This is a genomic window from Streptomyces sp. NPDC047315 (genome assembly GCF_040643215.1).
Taxonomy (GTDB): Bacteria; Actinomycetota; Actinomycetes; order Streptomycetales; family Streptomycetaceae; genus Streptomyces.
This window is the reverse complement of sequence record NZ_JBEYTZ010000052.1, coordinates 1-13,086: the sequence shown is the minus strand read 5'-3', so window position 1 is coordinate 13,086 and position 13,086 is coordinate 1. Positions and strand designations below refer to the sequence as shown.

The 13,086-nt window shown below is 71.6% G+C and carries 21 protein-coding genes, 1 tRNA gene and 1 pseudogene; 9 read left to right on the top strand and 14 right to left on the bottom strand.

Annotated features, from left to right (window positions below):
* Positions 1-48: 48 nt before the first annotated feature.
* Positions 49-1,413: a sensor histidine kinase gene (locus ABZ842_RS36115; RefSeq protein WP_361547082.1), complete on the top strand. Its 1,365-nt coding sequence runs from the start codon at positions 49-51 to the stop codon at positions 1,411-1,413.
* Positions 1,404-2,069, top strand: a complete 666-nt coding sequence (locus tag ABZ842_RS36110; protein ID WP_361547079.1) for a response regulator transcription factor — start codon at positions 1,404-1,406, stop codon at positions 2,067-2,069. Before ABZ842_RS36115 ends, ABZ842_RS36110 begins: the two co-directional genes overlap by 10 nt.
* A 38-nt stretch (positions 2,070-2,107) precedes the next feature.
* Here the strand turns inward: ABZ842_RS36110 and ABZ842_RS36105 are convergent, their stop codons facing one another.
* From ABZ842_RS36105 to ABZ842_RS36090, 4 genes are all read right to left on the bottom strand, one after another.
* The gene (locus ABZ842_RS36105) at positions 2,108-2,335 is read right to left on the bottom strand and encodes a zinc ribbon domain-containing protein (protein WP_361547076.1); all 228 of its coding nucleotides are present in this window, start codon (positions 2,333-2,335) and stop codon (positions 2,108-2,110) included.
* A 10-nt stretch (positions 2,336-2,345) separates the two neighbouring features.
* On the bottom strand, positions 2,346-2,975 hold the full coding sequence (locus ABZ842_RS36100; RefSeq protein ID WP_361547073.1) for a DUF4383 domain-containing protein: 630 nt from the start codon (positions 2,973-2,975) through the stop codon (positions 2,346-2,348).
* Positions 2,976-3,088: 113 nt separating this feature from the next.
* Complete coding sequence (locus ABZ842_RS36095) at positions 3,089-4,393, bottom strand: hypothetical protein (RefSeq protein WP_361547142.1); 1,305 nt, start codon at positions 4,391-4,393, stop codon at positions 3,089-3,091.
* Between the two features lie 221 nt (positions 4,394-4,614).
* Positions 4,615-5,301, bottom strand: a complete 687-nt coding sequence (locus tag ABZ842_RS36090) for a DUF4097 family beta strand repeat-containing protein (RefSeq protein WP_361547070.1) — start codon at positions 5,299-5,301, stop codon at positions 4,615-4,617.
* Between the two features lie 311 nt (positions 5,302-5,612).
* Between ABZ842_RS36090 and ABZ842_RS36085 the strand changes: the two genes are divergently transcribed.
* Together ABZ842_RS36085 and ABZ842_RS36080 are read left to right on the top strand one after the other, a co-directional pair.
* A tRNA-Val gene (locus tag ABZ842_RS36085) sits at positions 5,613-5,687 on the top strand.
* 510 nt (positions 5,688-6,197) lie between these two features.
* Positions 6,198-6,446, top strand: coding sequence for a helix-turn-helix transcriptional regulator (locus ABZ842_RS36080; protein ID WP_361547067.1), 249 nt, complete (start codon positions 6,198-6,200; stop codon positions 6,444-6,446).
* Between the two features lie 9 nt (positions 6,447-6,455).
* Here the strand turns inward: ABZ842_RS36080 and ABZ842_RS36075 are convergent, their stop codons facing one another.
* From ABZ842_RS36075 to ABZ842_RS36060, 4 genes are all read right to left on the bottom strand, one after another.
* Complete coding sequence (locus ABZ842_RS36075; protein WP_361547139.1) at positions 6,456-6,767, bottom strand: hypothetical protein; 312 nt, start codon at positions 6,765-6,767, stop codon at positions 6,456-6,458.
* A complete protein-coding gene (locus ABZ842_RS36070; protein ID WP_361547064.1) occupies positions 6,767-7,009 on the bottom strand; it encodes a hypothetical protein in 243 nt (80 codons plus the stop codon). The genes ABZ842_RS36075 and ABZ842_RS36070 overlap by 1 nt, the downstream gene beginning before the upstream one ends.
* A gap of 185 nt (positions 7,010-7,194) precedes the next feature.
* A complete protein-coding gene (locus ABZ842_RS36065; protein ID WP_361547062.1) occupies positions 7,195-7,497 on the bottom strand; it encodes a hypothetical protein in 303 nt (100 codons plus the stop codon).
* Positions 7,494-7,679, bottom strand: coding sequence for a hypothetical protein (locus tag ABZ842_RS36060; RefSeq protein ID WP_361547059.1), 186 nt, complete (start codon positions 7,677-7,679; stop codon positions 7,494-7,496). The genes ABZ842_RS36065 and ABZ842_RS36060 overlap by 4 nt, the downstream gene beginning before the upstream one ends.
* A gap of 197 nt (positions 7,680-7,876) precedes the next feature.
* On the opposite strand from ABZ842_RS36060, the gene ABZ842_RS36055 reads away from it, so the two are divergent.
* From ABZ842_RS36055 to ABZ842_RS36035, 5 genes are all read left to right on the top strand, one after another.
* Entirely contained in the window at positions 7,877-8,134 is a 258-nt protein-coding gene (locus ABZ842_RS36055) for a hypothetical protein (protein ID WP_361547056.1), read from the top strand.
* Positions 8,112-8,633 (top strand): DUF6879 family protein, encoded by a 522-nt coding sequence (locus ABZ842_RS36050; RefSeq protein WP_361547053.1) that lies wholly within the window; start codon positions 8,112-8,114, stop codon positions 8,631-8,633. Before ABZ842_RS36055 ends, ABZ842_RS36050 begins: the two co-directional genes overlap by 23 nt.
* Before the next feature lie 19 nt (positions 8,634-8,652).
* Positions 8,653-9,504 (top strand): helix-turn-helix transcriptional regulator, encoded by an 852-nt coding sequence (locus tag ABZ842_RS36045; RefSeq protein ID WP_361547051.1) that lies wholly within the window; start codon positions 8,653-8,655, stop codon positions 9,502-9,504.
* 9 nt (positions 9,505-9,513) lie between these two features.
* On the top strand, positions 9,514-9,729 hold the full coding sequence (locus tag ABZ842_RS36040; RefSeq protein WP_361547048.1) for a hypothetical protein: 216 nt from the start codon (positions 9,514-9,516) through the stop codon (positions 9,727-9,729).
* A gap of 82 nt (positions 9,730-9,811) precedes the next feature.
* A complete protein-coding gene (locus tag ABZ842_RS36035; RefSeq protein ID WP_361547045.1) occupies positions 9,812-10,003 on the top strand; it encodes a hypothetical protein in 192 nt (63 codons plus the stop codon).
* A gap of 308 nt (positions 10,004-10,311) precedes the next feature.
* Here ABZ842_RS36035 and ABZ842_RS36030 read toward each other — a convergent pair whose 3' ends face one another.
* From ABZ842_RS36030 to ABZ842_RS36005, 6 genes and pseudogenes are all read right to left on the bottom strand, one after another.
* Entirely contained in the window at positions 10,312-10,722 is a 411-nt protein-coding gene (locus tag ABZ842_RS36030) for an RNase adapter RapZ (RefSeq protein ID WP_361547042.1), read from the bottom strand.
* Between the two features lie 65 nt (positions 10,723-10,787).
* The gene (locus tag ABZ842_RS36025; RefSeq protein WP_361547136.1) at positions 10,788-10,997 is read right to left on the bottom strand and encodes a hypothetical protein; all 210 of its coding nucleotides are present in this window, start codon (positions 10,995-10,997) and stop codon (positions 10,788-10,790) included.
* Positions 10,998-11,038: 41 nt separating this feature from the next.
* Complete coding sequence (locus ABZ842_RS36020; RefSeq protein WP_361547039.1) at positions 11,039-11,263, bottom strand: holin; 225 nt, start codon at positions 11,261-11,263, stop codon at positions 11,039-11,041.
* A gap of 20 nt (positions 11,264-11,283) precedes the next feature.
* Positions 11,284-12,120: an N-acetylmuramoyl-L-alanine amidase gene (locus tag ABZ842_RS36015; RefSeq protein WP_361547036.1), complete on the bottom strand. Its 837-nt coding sequence runs from the start codon at positions 12,118-12,120 to the stop codon at positions 11,284-11,286.
* A 72-nt stretch (positions 12,121-12,192) separates the two neighbouring features.
* Positions 12,193-12,633, bottom strand: coding sequence for a hypothetical protein (locus ABZ842_RS36010; protein WP_361547033.1), 441 nt, complete (start codon positions 12,631-12,633; stop codon positions 12,193-12,195).
* Positions 12,634-12,649: 16 nt separating this feature from the next.
* A pseudogene (locus ABZ842_RS36005) lies at positions 12,650-13,086 on the bottom strand (hypothetical protein); the annotation flags it as partial.

Genomic DNA, 13,086 nt, shown 5'->3' with positions numbered 1-13,086 from the left:
GTTTACCCCAGTGTGCCAGGTCCCCCCAAACGGCTAGCGTGATCAATCATGGAGGATGCGAAACGGCGGGACGTACGCGGGCCGCGGAAGCCCACCGCGAACGAGCCGTCCGGGACCGTGCTGAGCGAGCCGTCCGGGACCGCTGCGGGCGGGCCGTCGGGGAGCACTGCGGGCGGGCCTGCTGGGGCTGCCGCGGCCGGACCGTCGACGTCTGCCGGGAACGGACCGTCGAAGCCCTTCGGACGCGCGCCCTGGAAGGCGGTCGCGGCGCACGGCGCACGGTACGCGGCCGGGCTCGCCCTCGGTGCGCTGACGGCCCTCGCGGAAGTGCTCGCCGCGCTGCTCGTCGGGGTCCCGCTACTGGCCGTACTCGCCTGGCCGCGGGGCCGTCGCGCCCTGCACCGCCCGCTGTCCGCGCTCGCCGTCCGCGCCACCCGGGCCGAGCTGAGCCGGCTCGCCCGCTGGCTGGACGCCCCCACCCCGGTGGGGTACGCCCCCGAGCAGGCCGTCCGCTACGCCCTCGCCCGCATCCCGCTCGGCGTCCTCGGCGGGGTGACCCTGTCCTGCGCGGCCGTCGCGCTCTTCTGGGTGCTCGTCCCGCTCGCCGGCTGGATCGTCGCCCCCATCGAGTACCCCCTGGAGGCCGTCGGCACCGGCCTGCTCGGCCTGTTCCTGCTCTTCCTCGCCGCCCAGGGTGTATACGGCACGGTCCGGCTGGAAGCCGGGCTCGCCCGCCACCTCCTCGGCCCGGACCCGAACGCGGCGCTGGAGCTGCGCATCGCCGAACTCGCCACCAGCCGCGCCGACGTGGTCGCCGCCGTCGACGACGAGCGCCGCCGGATCGAGCGCGATCTGCACGACGGCGTACAGCAGCACCTCGTCGCCCTCGGGATGCTGCTGGGCCGGGCCCGTCGCAGCCGCGACCCCGACCGCGCCGACCAGCTCTTCCGGCAGGCCCACGAGGAGAGCCGCCGGGCCCTGGTCGAGCTGCGCGAGGTCGCCTGGCGCGTCTATCCGACCGTGCTGGACGAGGCGGGGCTACAGGTGGCGCTGGAGACCGTCGCCGAGCGCACGCCCCTCCCCGTCGACCTCACCTTCGCCCCGGCCGCGCCGCCCGAGGCCCCGCGGGGCCGCACGGCGCGCCAGGTCGAGACCGCCGCGTACTTCGTCGTCTCCGAGGCCGTCACCAACGTGGTGAAGCACTCGGGAGCCACCCGCATCGCGGTCGACGTGCACCAGGACGACGCGCTGCTGCGGCTGAGCGTCACGGACGACGGCACGGGCGGCGCCGACCCCACCGGCGGCGGGCTCACCGGGCTGGCGAGCCGGGTCGCCGCACTCGACGGCCGGTTCCGGGTGCACAGCCCGGCCGGTGGACCCACCACGATCACTGCGGAGCTGCCGTGCGCGTAATCCTGGCCGAGGACTCGACCCTGCTGCGGGAAGGGCTCGTACGCCTGCTCACCGAGGAGGGCCACGACGTGCTCGCGGCCGTCGGCGACGGGGAGGGGCTCCTGGCGGAGGTCGCGCGGCAGCGGCCCGACGTGGTGGTGGCCGACGTCCGGATGCCCCCGACCCACACCGACGAAGGGCTGCGCGCGGCGCTGGAGATCCGCGAGCGCTGGCCGGAGGTCGGGGTGCTGGTGCTGTCGCAGTACGTGGAGAAGCGGTACGCCACCGAGCTGCTGTCCGGCGAGCCCGGGGGCGTCGGGTACCTGCTGAAGGACCGCGTCGTCGAGGTCGACGAGTTCCTCGACGCGCTGGAGCGGGTGGCCCGGGGGCGCACCGCGTTCGACCCCGAGGTGGTGCGCCGACTGCTCGCCCGCAGCTCCGGCGGTTCCGGCGGCTCCGGTGCGAAGGACCCGCTGGCCCGGCTCACGACGCGGGAGCGGGACGTCCTCGCGGAGATGGCGCAGGGCCACGCCAACGGGGCGATCGCGGCGCGGCTGTACGTGTCGCAGAGCGCGGTCGAGAAGCACATCAACGCGATCTTCGACAAGCTGGAGCTGACGCGCACGGGGGGCTACTCGCGGCGGGTGGTCGCCGTACTGCGGCACCTGGGGCTGTGACGCCCAGGTGCCGTGGGGGCGTGCCGTGAGGCGAGTACTCAGCCGCAGCAACCGCCGCCGCAGCAGCCCCCGCCGCCTCCGCCGCGCACGGGAGGCTCACCGGTCGGTCCGCCGGCCGCCGTCCCGCCCACGGAGACCGCGGAGAGCAGCCTGACCGTGTCGTCGTGGCCCGAGGGGCAGGACGCGGGGTCTCCCGACCGGGCCATGGGGCGGTCCACTTCGAAGGTGTCGTCGCAGCTGTGGCAGCGGAACTCGTATCGAGGCATGGCCGTAAGGCTACGGGCTCTGCTTCGGTTCGGAAGCCCCCGTGGCGCCGGTGGTGCCGATGGTGCCCGGGGCGGCCGGTGGGGCGTGGTCGGTGCGGGCCGTGGCCTCCGCCTGCGCCTCCTGCGGATGGCGGGCCCGCCAGTAGGGGTTGTCGTGCGGCAGGGTCGAGCTGACCCGTCCGTACATCCCGAAGAACATCAGCAGCAGGCCGACGACGAAGCTGAACAACACGTTCTGGATCTTGAACGCGAACGGGTTGAAGCTGGAGTCCAGCAACGCGAGGTTCACGAAGCCGCTGACGATGAACAGGATGCCGAGCACCATGTTCAGCGTCGAGGCGAAGTTGCCGCCCTTGACCATGCCGAAGAGCAGCAGGGCGCCGACGCAGATGGACAGGACGCTGAGCGTGCCGTTGGTGTTGAGCCCGACGACGGTGGCGCCCTCGGTGCTGAAGAAGCCGATCTTGTCGACCAGGCCCAGGACGCCGAAGACGACCAGGAAGGCGCCCATCAGGCCGGCGCCGATGCGGTACAGCAGGCTGAGCCGGTGGTCGACGGGCAGGTGCTCGTCGAGGATCACGCGCGAACGGCTCCGCTGCTTGTCGGAGGGGGTCCGGTGGGGCAGTACGTGTGCGGCCATGTGCGGCCTCCTCGGGTACTCGTACCTCCCAGCATCCGCCCGGGGTGCCGCGGCTTCAAATCGCGAGCGGGCACGGCGGCGGTCGCGCCGCTCAGCCCTCCGTTGCGCCCCGCTCAGCTCCCGGCGGTGCCCCGCTCCTCCCTTATCTGCTCGACGACGCGCGCGGCGGTGCGGCGCACGGCGTCGGTCTCGGTGAGGAAGTGCCAGTAGTCCGGGTGGCGCCCCTCCAGGCCCGCGACGGCCCGCTCCAGCCGCGCCACCGCGTCGTCCAGGGGCCGGGCGTGCCGCGGGTCGGGGGTGCTGCGCCCGGCCATCGCGAACCGCTGGGCGTCCCGTACGGCGAAACGGGTGCGGTCGATCTCCGCCTGCGGGTCCTTGGACACCGCATTGAGCTGCTGGAGTCGGTCACCGGCGGCGGACACGGCCTCGTCGGTGGTGTTCAGCAGGGCGCGCACGGTCCCGAGGAGGGCGGTCGCATCCGCCCAGCGCTGCTCGTCACGGGCGGTCGCCGCCTCCCGCAACCGCTCCTCCGCCTGCCGTACGTGCGCCACGGCCTGATCGGGAACGGGCTGGAGGTCCTGCCAACAGGCGACCGAGAACCGCCGCCGCAGCTCGCTGAGCACCGGCTCGACCGAGCCCGCGCGGTTCGTCAGGGCCTGGGCGCGGGTGCGGAGCGAGACCAGGCGTTTGTCGATGTCGGCGGCGAGCTGCGGCAGCCGCTCGGCCTCGGCCCGTACGGCTTCGGCGTCCCGCAGCACCCGATCGGCGCGGTGCAGCGTCTCGGTGACGCCGTGCCGCCCCGCGCCCTGGTTGAGCTTGGTCAGCTCGGGCCCGAGCTGGGCGAGCCGGGCGGCGAGGTCGTCCGCCCGCATCCCGGAGCCGCGCACCTCGTCGAGGGCGTTGCTCGCGGCAAGGAGCGCTGCTCTCGCCCGCTCGACGGCGGGGGCGAGCCGGGCGAGCTGGGTCTCGGCCCGGTCGAGCAGCGGCCCCAGCCCCTCCCCGAACCGGTCGAGCTCCCCCTTCACCCGTACCAGCTCGTCCTTGGCGGCGGTCAGCTCCCGACGGGCCCGGGTGGCGACCGAGGCGTCCAGGTCGTCCCGGTCCAGGTCGTGGCTGTCCACGGCGGTGATGTACTGCGCGCTCGCCTCGTCGATTCGCTGCCCCAGCGCCGCGAACCCCTCGACGGCCCCGCGCACCTGCAACGAACTGTCCACCGCGGTGATCGTCTCGATGGAGATCCGCAGGTCCCGCTGGGCGCTGTCGAGCTCGTAGAACGCGGCGGCAGCGGCGTCCTTCGCGGCCTGGGCGTCGGCCCGCAGCCCCTCGGAGCGCCCCCCGAACCAGCGCCGCGTCCCGCCGCCCGCGAAGGCGTACGACCCCACGGCGGCACACACCAACGGCACGGGCAACAGCACCAACCCGAGGAAGTCACGGAAGTCACGGAAGTCACGGAAGTCACGGAAGTCACGGAAATCACGGACCTCACGCACGGCACCGGCTGCGGTCGTTCCCTGCCGTCGCGCGCGTGTCCCCGTCACAACCCTCTCCCGTGCCGTCCCGCCGTACCCGGTTCATTCTCCCACCTGGTACTGACGAACACACGGCCCGAAAAGTTCGTGACCCCGGTCCGCGCCTTCGGCTAGCCGGCAAGACGTATGGTCACGCTCCCGTTGTCGTTGCGGGCCTTCACCACCCGCTGGCTGTTGTCGTCGGTGGGCACGTCCACCCGGCGCTTGCCGTTGTCCGACTTCGCCGTGACGGCGTACGGAGCGCCGCCGCGGGCCAGCTCCAGCACGATGTCCCCGTTGTCACTGACGGCCTCGACCCGCTCGGCCGCGGCGCTGCTCTCCTTGAACTCGATCCGCACCTTCCCGTTGTCCGTCTCCGCCCGCACCTTCGCCGCGGTGATCCGCTCGGCGACGATGCTCCCGTTGTCTGATTCGAGCCGGAGGTCGCCCGTGGTGTCCCGCACGGTCACGTCCGCGTTGTCCGTCGATATCGCCAGCGCCGTACGGAACCCGCTCGCCGTCAGGTCACCGTTGTCGTGCTCCACGGTCACCGCGACGTCCCGCGGCACCTGCACCGTGTGCCGCGCCGAGCAGTCACCGAGCCCGTCGCAGTCCACCCGCAGGGTCAGCCGGTCCTGCTCCATCCGCCACGACGCATCGGGCCCCGACCCGAACACCGCCCACCCGTCCACCTGTCTACTCACCCGCACGTCGCTCACGTCGGCGGCCACGATCTCCACGTCCGAGTCCCCGACGTCCACGGTCAGCGCCTTCCCCTCCAACGCAAACACCTCCCGCTCCACCGGAGCCCCCGCCACGTCCGTACTCCCCCCACACCCCGCGACCCCGAGGAGCAGCCCTCCCCCCAGCGCTACGGCCGCGACGACGCGAACGGGACGGCGAGCGAAGCCGGGTCGGACCGAGTGGACGTTCATGCGGATCATTCCCCCGTGGACGCGGTGAGTGGACGCTTCCACGCTAGGTTCCCGACCCACCCCGATCGATCCGGCCCGCCACCGTCCTGAGGTGGGGCTATCCCCCCTCTCCACCCACCCACTCCGCCCGCGTGCGGAAGGGAACGGGTTTGCGGGGCGGCCTGGTCCGGCATGTAGGCTGGGGCCTCCTCCACGGGTGCGTAGCTCAGGGGTAGAGCGCTGCTCTTACAAAGCAGATGTCGGCGGTTCGAAACCGTCCGCGCCCACCAGTGTGAAGTAGCAGGTGAGAGCCTGTATTTGACCCTCCGGCCGCTACGGTCGGAGGGTCTTTCTTCGGCTTGGAGTCCACATCAAGTCCACATCCCCACGCGATCATGCCCCGGGGTGCGGTAACGGGCTCACTCGTTCGGAGTAGTTGAACTTCCTGCATATGACAGTAGAGTTCCGCGCATGGCCGGGGCAGGTGTGTCTCCCCACACACGCCTGACACGCACCGGCCGCAACCTGCGGCGTCCACCGGGGAGGGTGGCACCGTGGGCGAGGGCCCCCATCGCATGAGTCGGTGGGGGCCCTCTCGCGTACAAAGTAACCGCCCCACCCCGTACTCGGGGTGGGGCGGGACGCGGCGACCAGAAGCCGCGCGTCACGACGGGGCGGACACGCATACACCCCGCCGCTCCCGAGCTGCGCCGTGGTGGTGCAGCAGCATGCGGCAGCTCAGGCGGAAATGTACCTGGCCAGGTACAGACTTTCGATCAAGATCAATCGAGCGTGGGCGGGTGCCGCCCGCCGATCCGCCCCCGTCTTGGGTCCTCACCCGCCGCCAGCAGATCGGCGCCCGCATCCGGGCCGCCCGTCGCGGGGCGCGGCTCTCTCAGGAACGCCTCGGCGAAGCGACAGGCGCGGACCGGCGGACCATCAGCCGGGTCGAGTACGGGCTCACCGACCCGCCGCTGAGCCTGCTCTTGCGAATCGCCCGCGCGCTCGACGTCCCGCTGGCGCAGCTCGTCGCCGGCGGCGAGGAGTAGCCGGCGGCTCTACACCGGGGGCAGGCCCGGTGTAGGTGTTGGTGCCGGCCGCGGCAGGTGCGGCCCGGGGTTCGGCGGCATCTGGGGCGTGGGCTTCCCGTGCTTCCCCGCTTCCACCATCCGCTCGGTGAGGCCGTAGACCCCGAGGGGCGGGAACAGGTCGACGCGTACCGGGTTGTGCTCCGTGGCGCACGGGACGCACAGCAGGTCGCGCCCGCGGGGGTCGGTGCGGACGACGGCGACGGGCTTGCGCCAGCATGCCTCGCACGTCGTGACGTCCGTGGCGGTCAGCTTCGTGCGGCCGACGGGGATCAGGATCATCACGCCGCGCTCCCTTGGAGTCCGTGCGGGGCGATGACGAGCTGGCGGCGGCGCCGGGCCTCCGCCTCGCGGGCGAAGTGAGCGCGGGCCCCTTCCTTCGTCGGCCCCGTCCACTCGCGCGTCCACGGGCTGGGGACGAACGGGGTCTCCGGCGGCGGGTACGCCGTCAGGTACTCGGCGGTGTGCCGGCCGGGCCGGGCGCGGCGCCACCGCGGTCGGCGATGGCGAGCGAGGGTGGGCATCGGTGCCTCCTGACAATCGGGGGGTAGGGGACCCCGGCCCTGCCGCGGGGGAGCGGAGATGCAGGGCCGGGGCCGTGGAGCCCGTGTGCCGGCGGTGCGAGTCCCCACACTCGGGCCGGCACACGGGAGTCAGAGCGGGGTGGTGCCCGGCTGCCGGCGAGGACCGCCACACCGGCAGCCGGAGATCAAGGGCGGGGCGCCCGCGAGGCGTACAGCAGCAGGGTGCGGATGTGCTCGGCGAGGATCATCAGCTCTTCGCCCGGAGGTATCTGGGGGTCGACGCCGACGGCCGCCTTCCGTGCGCTCTCGACGCTGTGCAGGACCACACGCTGGTGCCACTCGTCCGTCAGGGATTCGGCGTATGCCTCAGCCGGGCCGGCCACCACACCGATGTGCGCACGCAGCCGATCGCGCAGCGCCTCGTGCGTCTCCGGCAGGGCTTGTGCCGTGGTCAGCGCCAGGCGCACATCGCCGGCCACGCTGCTCACGCGGGCCGCCGCGGCGCGCGGTTGACCTCGCGGGTGCGGGCGCGCAGTTCGGCGAGCGTGGCCGAGTCGCTGCCGCTGTCGTCGAGGGCTGACCGGTCGGGGCAGACGGGCTGCCCGCACGTGCACGGCGGCCACTTCTGCGACGCCGGCAGCACATCGGCGGGGATGGGTGTGAGCTTCATCGGGGGGCTCCCAGACGTTGGGGCTGAAGCAGTCCCCAGACCGTAGGAAGCCGATGTGCATGAACACCAGCTATGTTCACGAATGTTCACGGTGCCACCCGGCCGCAGGACAGCAGTGCAAACACCCCTTGACCAAAGCGCCAGGCAGCGGTGAAGGTACTGAACATCCGTGCACACCACGAGAGTTGGAGGCGGCCATGCCCCTAGTCTTCGTTGGGATCGACCCGAACACCGGAGACGGCGAGAGCCCGACCGTGTGGCGCCGAACCGAAACCGGTGACCTGCTGGTCCAGTCCTACAGGGCCACCGACGAAGAGGTCCGTGAGTGCCAGACAATCGGCTCAGTACCGGGGCATGCCACCGATGTCCCCGAGCACGAGACGATCATCCGGATTCCCGCACGGATGATCCCCATCCTCAAGGAGGCATGTGATGCAGGTACCGGCGTGGGATGACCTCCTGGGATCAGCCCAGAAATCCGCTGTCCACCTGGAGATGCGCGACTCCTACGCAGTCGACTACGAGACCGGACCGTTCGCCGACTGGCGCGCCGGCCACCGGCTCGACCCCGACGACCGCGCATCGTGGTGGCGGCCCTGGCTCGACCTGATCGCCGGCACCGTCGCGCGGGGCGTCGTCGTCCGCCGAGCCCGGATCGTCTCGGAGCCGGTGAGCGAATACACGCGCTTCCTGCACTCCGGAACCTTCACGAACGCCGCAGCCGGCGAACTGATCCGATGGCTGCCGCGACGGCAGGCCTCCGACCTTGCCCTACCCGGAAACGACTTCTGGCTCATCGACGGCAGCCTCATCCGCTGGAACCACTTCACTGGCGAAGGCGCTTCCGGCGGCGGCGAGATCAGCAAAGACCCGGCAACGGCCGCGCTGTGCGCGGACGCGTTCGAGGCCGTCTGGGAACGGGGCATCCCGCACGACCAGTACGAGATTCGATAGCGCCGGGCCTGAGATCCACATGTCCATCTCACCCTCCTCGGCGGCGCAGGCCGCGCGCCAGAGCATCGCCCAGCGGTTGCGCGACCTGCGCGCCGAGGCGGGGCTGACAGGCGGACAACTGGCGCAGCTCTGCGGTTGGACGCACCCGAAGACATCGCGCATCGAAAACGGACGGACGCCTCCGTCCCCCGACGACATCCGCCGCTGGTGCGACGCCTGCGGCGTACCTGAGCAGACCGCTGACATCGTCGCCCAGTCCCGGAACGCCGAGGCGATGTACGTGGAGTGGAAACGGAAAGTCAACGCCGGGCTGAAGCAGCTTCAGGACAGCTACGTGCCGCTCTTCAAGGCGACGCGGGTCTTCCGGGTCTACTCGGGGACGCTCGTGCCTGGACTCCTTCAGACTGAGGGATACATCCGGGCGCTGATGACCCGCATCACAGCCTTTCGGGATATCCCGAACGATGTTGAGGCGGCCGTTGCGGCACGGCTGGAGCGCTCGCGGATCCTTCATGAGCCGAGGAAACGGGTACTGCTGCTGATGGAGGAGTCCGTGCTGCGCCACCAAATTGGCGACTCGGAGGCCATGGCCGCGCAGCTCGGGTACCTGCTGACGGCAGGCGCGATACCGAGCATCTCGCTGGGGGTAATACCCGACGCGCAGCGAGACCGGTCGATCTGGCCGATGGAGACGTTCCATATCTACGACGACACCCTCGTCTCGATGGAACTACTGTCCGCTCGGGTCACGGTCACGCAGCCGTCGGAGATCGCCACGTACCTGCGGGCCTTCGAGGACCTGCGGACCATGGCGGTGTACGGGGCGGAGGCCCGCGCGTTGATCGTGAAGGCGATCGACGCCCTGTCGTAGGATCCCGCCGTGGCTGATATCGAACTCACGGACGAACTGGTGAAGCTGGAGCAGCAGGCGTGGACCGAGATCCAGGCCGGCGCCCTCACGATCCCCACCGCCGCCGCGGTACAGGCCGCGATCACCGCGCACGCCACGGACAGCGGGCAGCCGCGGTACGAGGTCGAGAAGGCGCTGAAGAAGCTGGTGCGGCACCCGGCGGCGGAGGAGCCAGCCGCGGGCTGATCCCCGCGCGACGGCGGGGCGCCGCCACCGTAGCGCAGCCGGCCACCCGTGTCCGGCCGCCGGGCCGGACCGTTGCACCGGCATGGACCTCGACCTCGCCCAGCTCCTCGACGACACTGACGGGCCCCGCCTCGCCCTCCTCACCGCAGGCGAAGCAGCCGCCGTGATCGCCATCCTCCGCGCCGTCGCCGACGCACCCGGCACCGGCGAGGAAACCGCGACCGGCGCCGGCGACCTGTGGGAGCGACTGGCCAGGCGCCTCCCCAGCGCATGACGAAGCCGCCGGGTTCGGGGGACGGTGGGGACGCCGGGGACGCTGTTTCCGGCTTCCTCTCTATCCCTCTCCTCTCCTTCCTCATCAGGACAGAGAAGAAGGGGGTAAGAGTCGTCCCCCGCGTCCCCCATGGCGCCTGAATCGCCCTTTGTCCTGGTGGGAGCGGGGCAGCGAGGGGACGCCTCACGGTTCGGGACGCGTCCCCCAGCCGTCCCCCACACGTCTCAGTCGTCCCCCAGCCGTCCCCCCTGAACGCACGAAGCAGCCCCCGCCGCGCTCCCGCGAAGGGAGCGGACGGGGGCAGTGCCTCAGCTGTGGACGGACGACGGCAGCACGTCGCGGTGGACGTCACGGTGCACCAGCTGCACCTCGTACCCCGCCGCCGCAGCGTACGACCGCGCCTGCTGCTCGATCTCCCGAGCCATCGCGACCGCCCGATGCCGACCGCCCACACAACCGGCGGCGACGGTCACCACTGGGCTGCTGGTCTCCGTCAGCAGCATGTGCGCCGCGAGCGTGGTCTGGGCGGCGAGGTGTCGCGCCCCCGGGGTGTCGAGGACGTGCTGGTACACGCGTTCGTCGAGGCCGGTCATGTGCCTCATGGCCGGGTCGTGATGCGGGTTCCTGAGGGAACGCCGCAGGTCCAAGGTGATGTCCGCAGTCGGCGCCGGGCCATGGCCGTACCCGAAGGACACGACCCGCAGTAAGGGAGGATTCATGCCGCCAGCGTGCACCGCAGCAGCGCGCGCCGACAGGGCAACGCCAGTGTTTCCCGTTGCCTCTTTCAGCGGGCGCTCATCTGCCAGAGCGCGACCAGGAGCGCACCCAGCCCCGTCAGCGCGACCAGCGACGGCAGCGGCCACCGGGACTTCTCCAGCGCATCGAGCCGCGCTTCGTGGTCGGCGAGCCGCTGATCTGTCTGATCCGACCGCTGCACCAGCAGAGCGAGCGAGCCGTCCACCCGAGCGAAGCCAGCTTCGAGGGTGCCGCGCATCCGTTCCAGCTCCACTGCCACCTGCGTCGACTCAGCCGGCGTCACCCGCGCCTCCGCGGTATCCAACCGACCGTCGCCTGATCGCCGATGGCCGTGCCGACGGCGGCCTTCAGCACCGACAGGCCCGCCGGAATCGCCGCGATTGCCGCGGCCTTGAGCGCAGACAGGTTGGTGAGGTCGAAGCCGTCGGCGAGCAGCAGCCCGAGGAGGGCGACGACGTACGTGCCGGCGGTGCGTTCGATCGTGTCGAGGACGAGTCGAGACATGGGGGGGTTCTCCGATCAGTTCAGGGGGTGACGGTGAAGCCGCGGGCGCGGCCGAGTCGTTCGAGGGACGCCTTGCCAGGGATGCCGTCGGCGGCGGCCCCGGTGTAGCCGCAGCGCCGCTGCCAAGCCGCGTACGCGCGCACCGTGGCCGTGCCGAAGTGCCCGTCGGCCAACTCGCGGGACAGCAGCCGCTCGGCCACCAGCGCGGATTCGACCGTCTTGGTGCCGTAGTAGCTGACAGGGGTGCCCTTCTTCGGCGGGTCGCTCCGGGCGGCGGCAATCAGCCGGGACAGGTCGACGGTCGGCCTCGGAGCCGGCTTCGTCCCGGGCGCCGGCTTCGACGGCGGTACGGGGTCGCTCCCGCCGGGGCGCGGGGCGCCGCGCTCCACCCAGTCGTACAGCGCATCCCCCGGGCACTTCGTGGCGATGCCATCCCGGTGGCCCTGCACCTCCAGGCCGGCGCCGTGCTCACGCAGGTACTCGATCGCGTCCCGCAGGCCGTGCAGCATGGCGTCCGTCGGCGTGGCGAGGCCCTTGCTGCCGAGGAGCGCGCAGACCGCGTAGTGCCGCACGTTGAGGGTGGGATTGCCGTTGGCGCCCGTGCGCCGGTACGCGCCCCGCCCCTCGAAGACGTACCCGTGTTCGCAGACGAGGAGGTTGTACGCGATGTCCGAGTAGTTCTCGGCCTTGTCCGCGAGGTGAGCAGCGCGGATCGCGCGGACCTGGTCGTCGCACCGGTCGTGCGCGCGCGAGGTGTACGCGGTCCCCAGGTAGTGGATCTTCACGCCGCGGACCTTCGCGATCCGGTCAGCGGCAGTGGCGGGCGCGCCCCAGTCGGAGCGCCGGACGAATTGCATGATGGGCCTCCAGGGCACACGAGAAAGCCCCAGGCCGGGACGGCGAGGGGCGTTGGGGAGAGGGGGCAGGGGCTACGTGACCTCGTAGATCACGACTTCCAAGCGTGAGTTGATGTGGAACAACCCGCCACCGCCCGCAGCGTTGACCACGCCCAACAGGGTGAACGTTTGCGTCCCCGCAGAGCCGAGGGTCCCGGACCAGGACATCGCGACCGTGTCCCGGTCCAGGGTGTCCATCGCGTGGATCGCGAGCCCCGACTGGTCGACGCTGTTGATCTGCAGTTTCCCCACCATCAGGTTGGTCGCGTGGACCGTGGTGACGCTGCAATCGAACACCCCGGCCGCCGTGAACCGGGCGCCCGCCGTCTCGGTTGCGAGGGTGATCGTGAGCCCGGGGATTGGCTGGTACGTCGTCGTGCCGGTGAGGGCCGCGGTGCACTCGGCGGAGTACGGCGTGGGCTGCATCCGGTCGAGCTGGCCCGCGGTGACGATCTGGCCTGCCAGGATCGGCATCTGGCCTCCTTCCTGGTCAGAGCGCGGTGCGCATCGGGTGGGCGAGCGCCACCGCGGCGCCCGCGGCGTGCGCCTTGATGACGCCGTTCACGGAGCGGACCACGGTGGCGAGCTGCGGCGTGACGACCTCGAAGCCGTCGAAGCGGATCTCGGGCGCCGTGTTGGTGTTGCCGTTGAAGGCACTCGCGGTGAGGCCGAGTTCGCCGGCGGCGATCGTGTCCGTGGTGATCGTGACCGTGTGGGTCCAGTCGACGGGCTCCGGCTGGCCGACGGGCCACACCCGCATCTGCACGGTGTGCCCGACGAGCCGCACGCGGACCTCCAGCTCACTGCCCGCGCTGTACGTGTACGGCAGGCTCGGCGCCGAGCCGACCTGGGTCGTGCCGCGCGTGACGGACACGGCCAGGGCACCCGACAAGCCGAAGTGGACGCGGGCCCGGTAGAAGACGCTGG

Excerpts from the sequence above, each read along its gene's own strand:
- ABZ842_RS36115 (WP_361547082.1), top strand. The coding sequence starts at position 49 with ATGGAGGATGCGAAACGGCGGGACGTACGCGGGCCGCGGAAGCCCACC.
- ABZ842_RS36105 (WP_361547076.1), bottom strand. The coding sequence starts at position 2,335 with ATGCCTCGATACGAGTTCCGCTGCCACAGCTGCGACGACACCTTCGAA.
- ABZ842_RS36100 (WP_361547073.1), bottom strand. The coding sequence starts at position 2,975 with ATGGCCGCACACGTACTGCCCCACCGGACCCCCTCCGACAAGCAGCGG.
- ABZ842_RS36075 (WP_361547139.1), bottom strand. The coding sequence starts at position 6,767 with ATGATCCTGATCCCCGTCGGCCGCACGAAGCTGACCGCCACGGACGTC.
- ABZ842_RS36070 (WP_361547064.1), bottom strand. The coding sequence starts at position 7,009 with ATGCCCACCCTCGCTCGCCATCGCCGACCGCGGTGGCGCCGCGCCCGG.
- ABZ842_RS36060 (WP_361547059.1), bottom strand. The coding sequence starts at position 7,679 with ATGAAGCTCACACCCATCCCCGCCGATGTGCTGCCGGCGTCGCAGAAG.
- ABZ842_RS36055 (WP_361547056.1), top strand. The coding sequence starts at position 7,877 with ATGCCCCTAGTCTTCGTTGGGATCGACCCGAACACCGGAGACGGCGAG.
- ABZ842_RS36050 (WP_361547053.1), top strand. The coding sequence starts at position 8,112 with ATGCAGGTACCGGCGTGGGATGACCTCCTGGGATCAGCCCAGAAATCC.
- ABZ842_RS36045 (WP_361547051.1), top strand. The coding sequence starts at position 8,653 with ATGTCCATCTCACCCTCCTCGGCGGCGCAGGCCGCGCGCCAGAGCATC.
- ABZ842_RS36035 (WP_361547045.1), top strand. The coding sequence starts at position 9,812 with ATGGACCTCGACCTCGCCCAGCTCCTCGACGACACTGACGGGCCCCGC.
- ABZ842_RS36030 (WP_361547042.1), bottom strand. The coding sequence starts at position 10,722 with ATGAATCCTCCCTTACTGCGGGTCGTGTCCTTCGGGTACGGCCATGGC.
- ABZ842_RS36025 (WP_361547136.1), bottom strand. The coding sequence starts at position 10,997 with ATGCGCGGCACCCTCGAAGCTGGCTTCGCTCGGGTGGACGGCTCGCTC.
- ABZ842_RS36020 (WP_361547039.1), bottom strand. The coding sequence starts at position 11,263 with ATGTCTCGACTCGTCCTCGACACGATCGAACGCACCGCCGGCACGTAC.
- ABZ842_RS36015 (WP_361547036.1), bottom strand. The coding sequence starts at position 12,120 with ATGCAATTCGTCCGGCGCTCCGACTGGGGCGCGCCCGCCACTGCCGCT.
- ABZ842_RS36010 (WP_361547033.1), bottom strand. The coding sequence starts at position 12,633 with ATGCCGATCCTGGCAGGCCAGATCGTCACCGCGGGCCAGCTCGACCGG.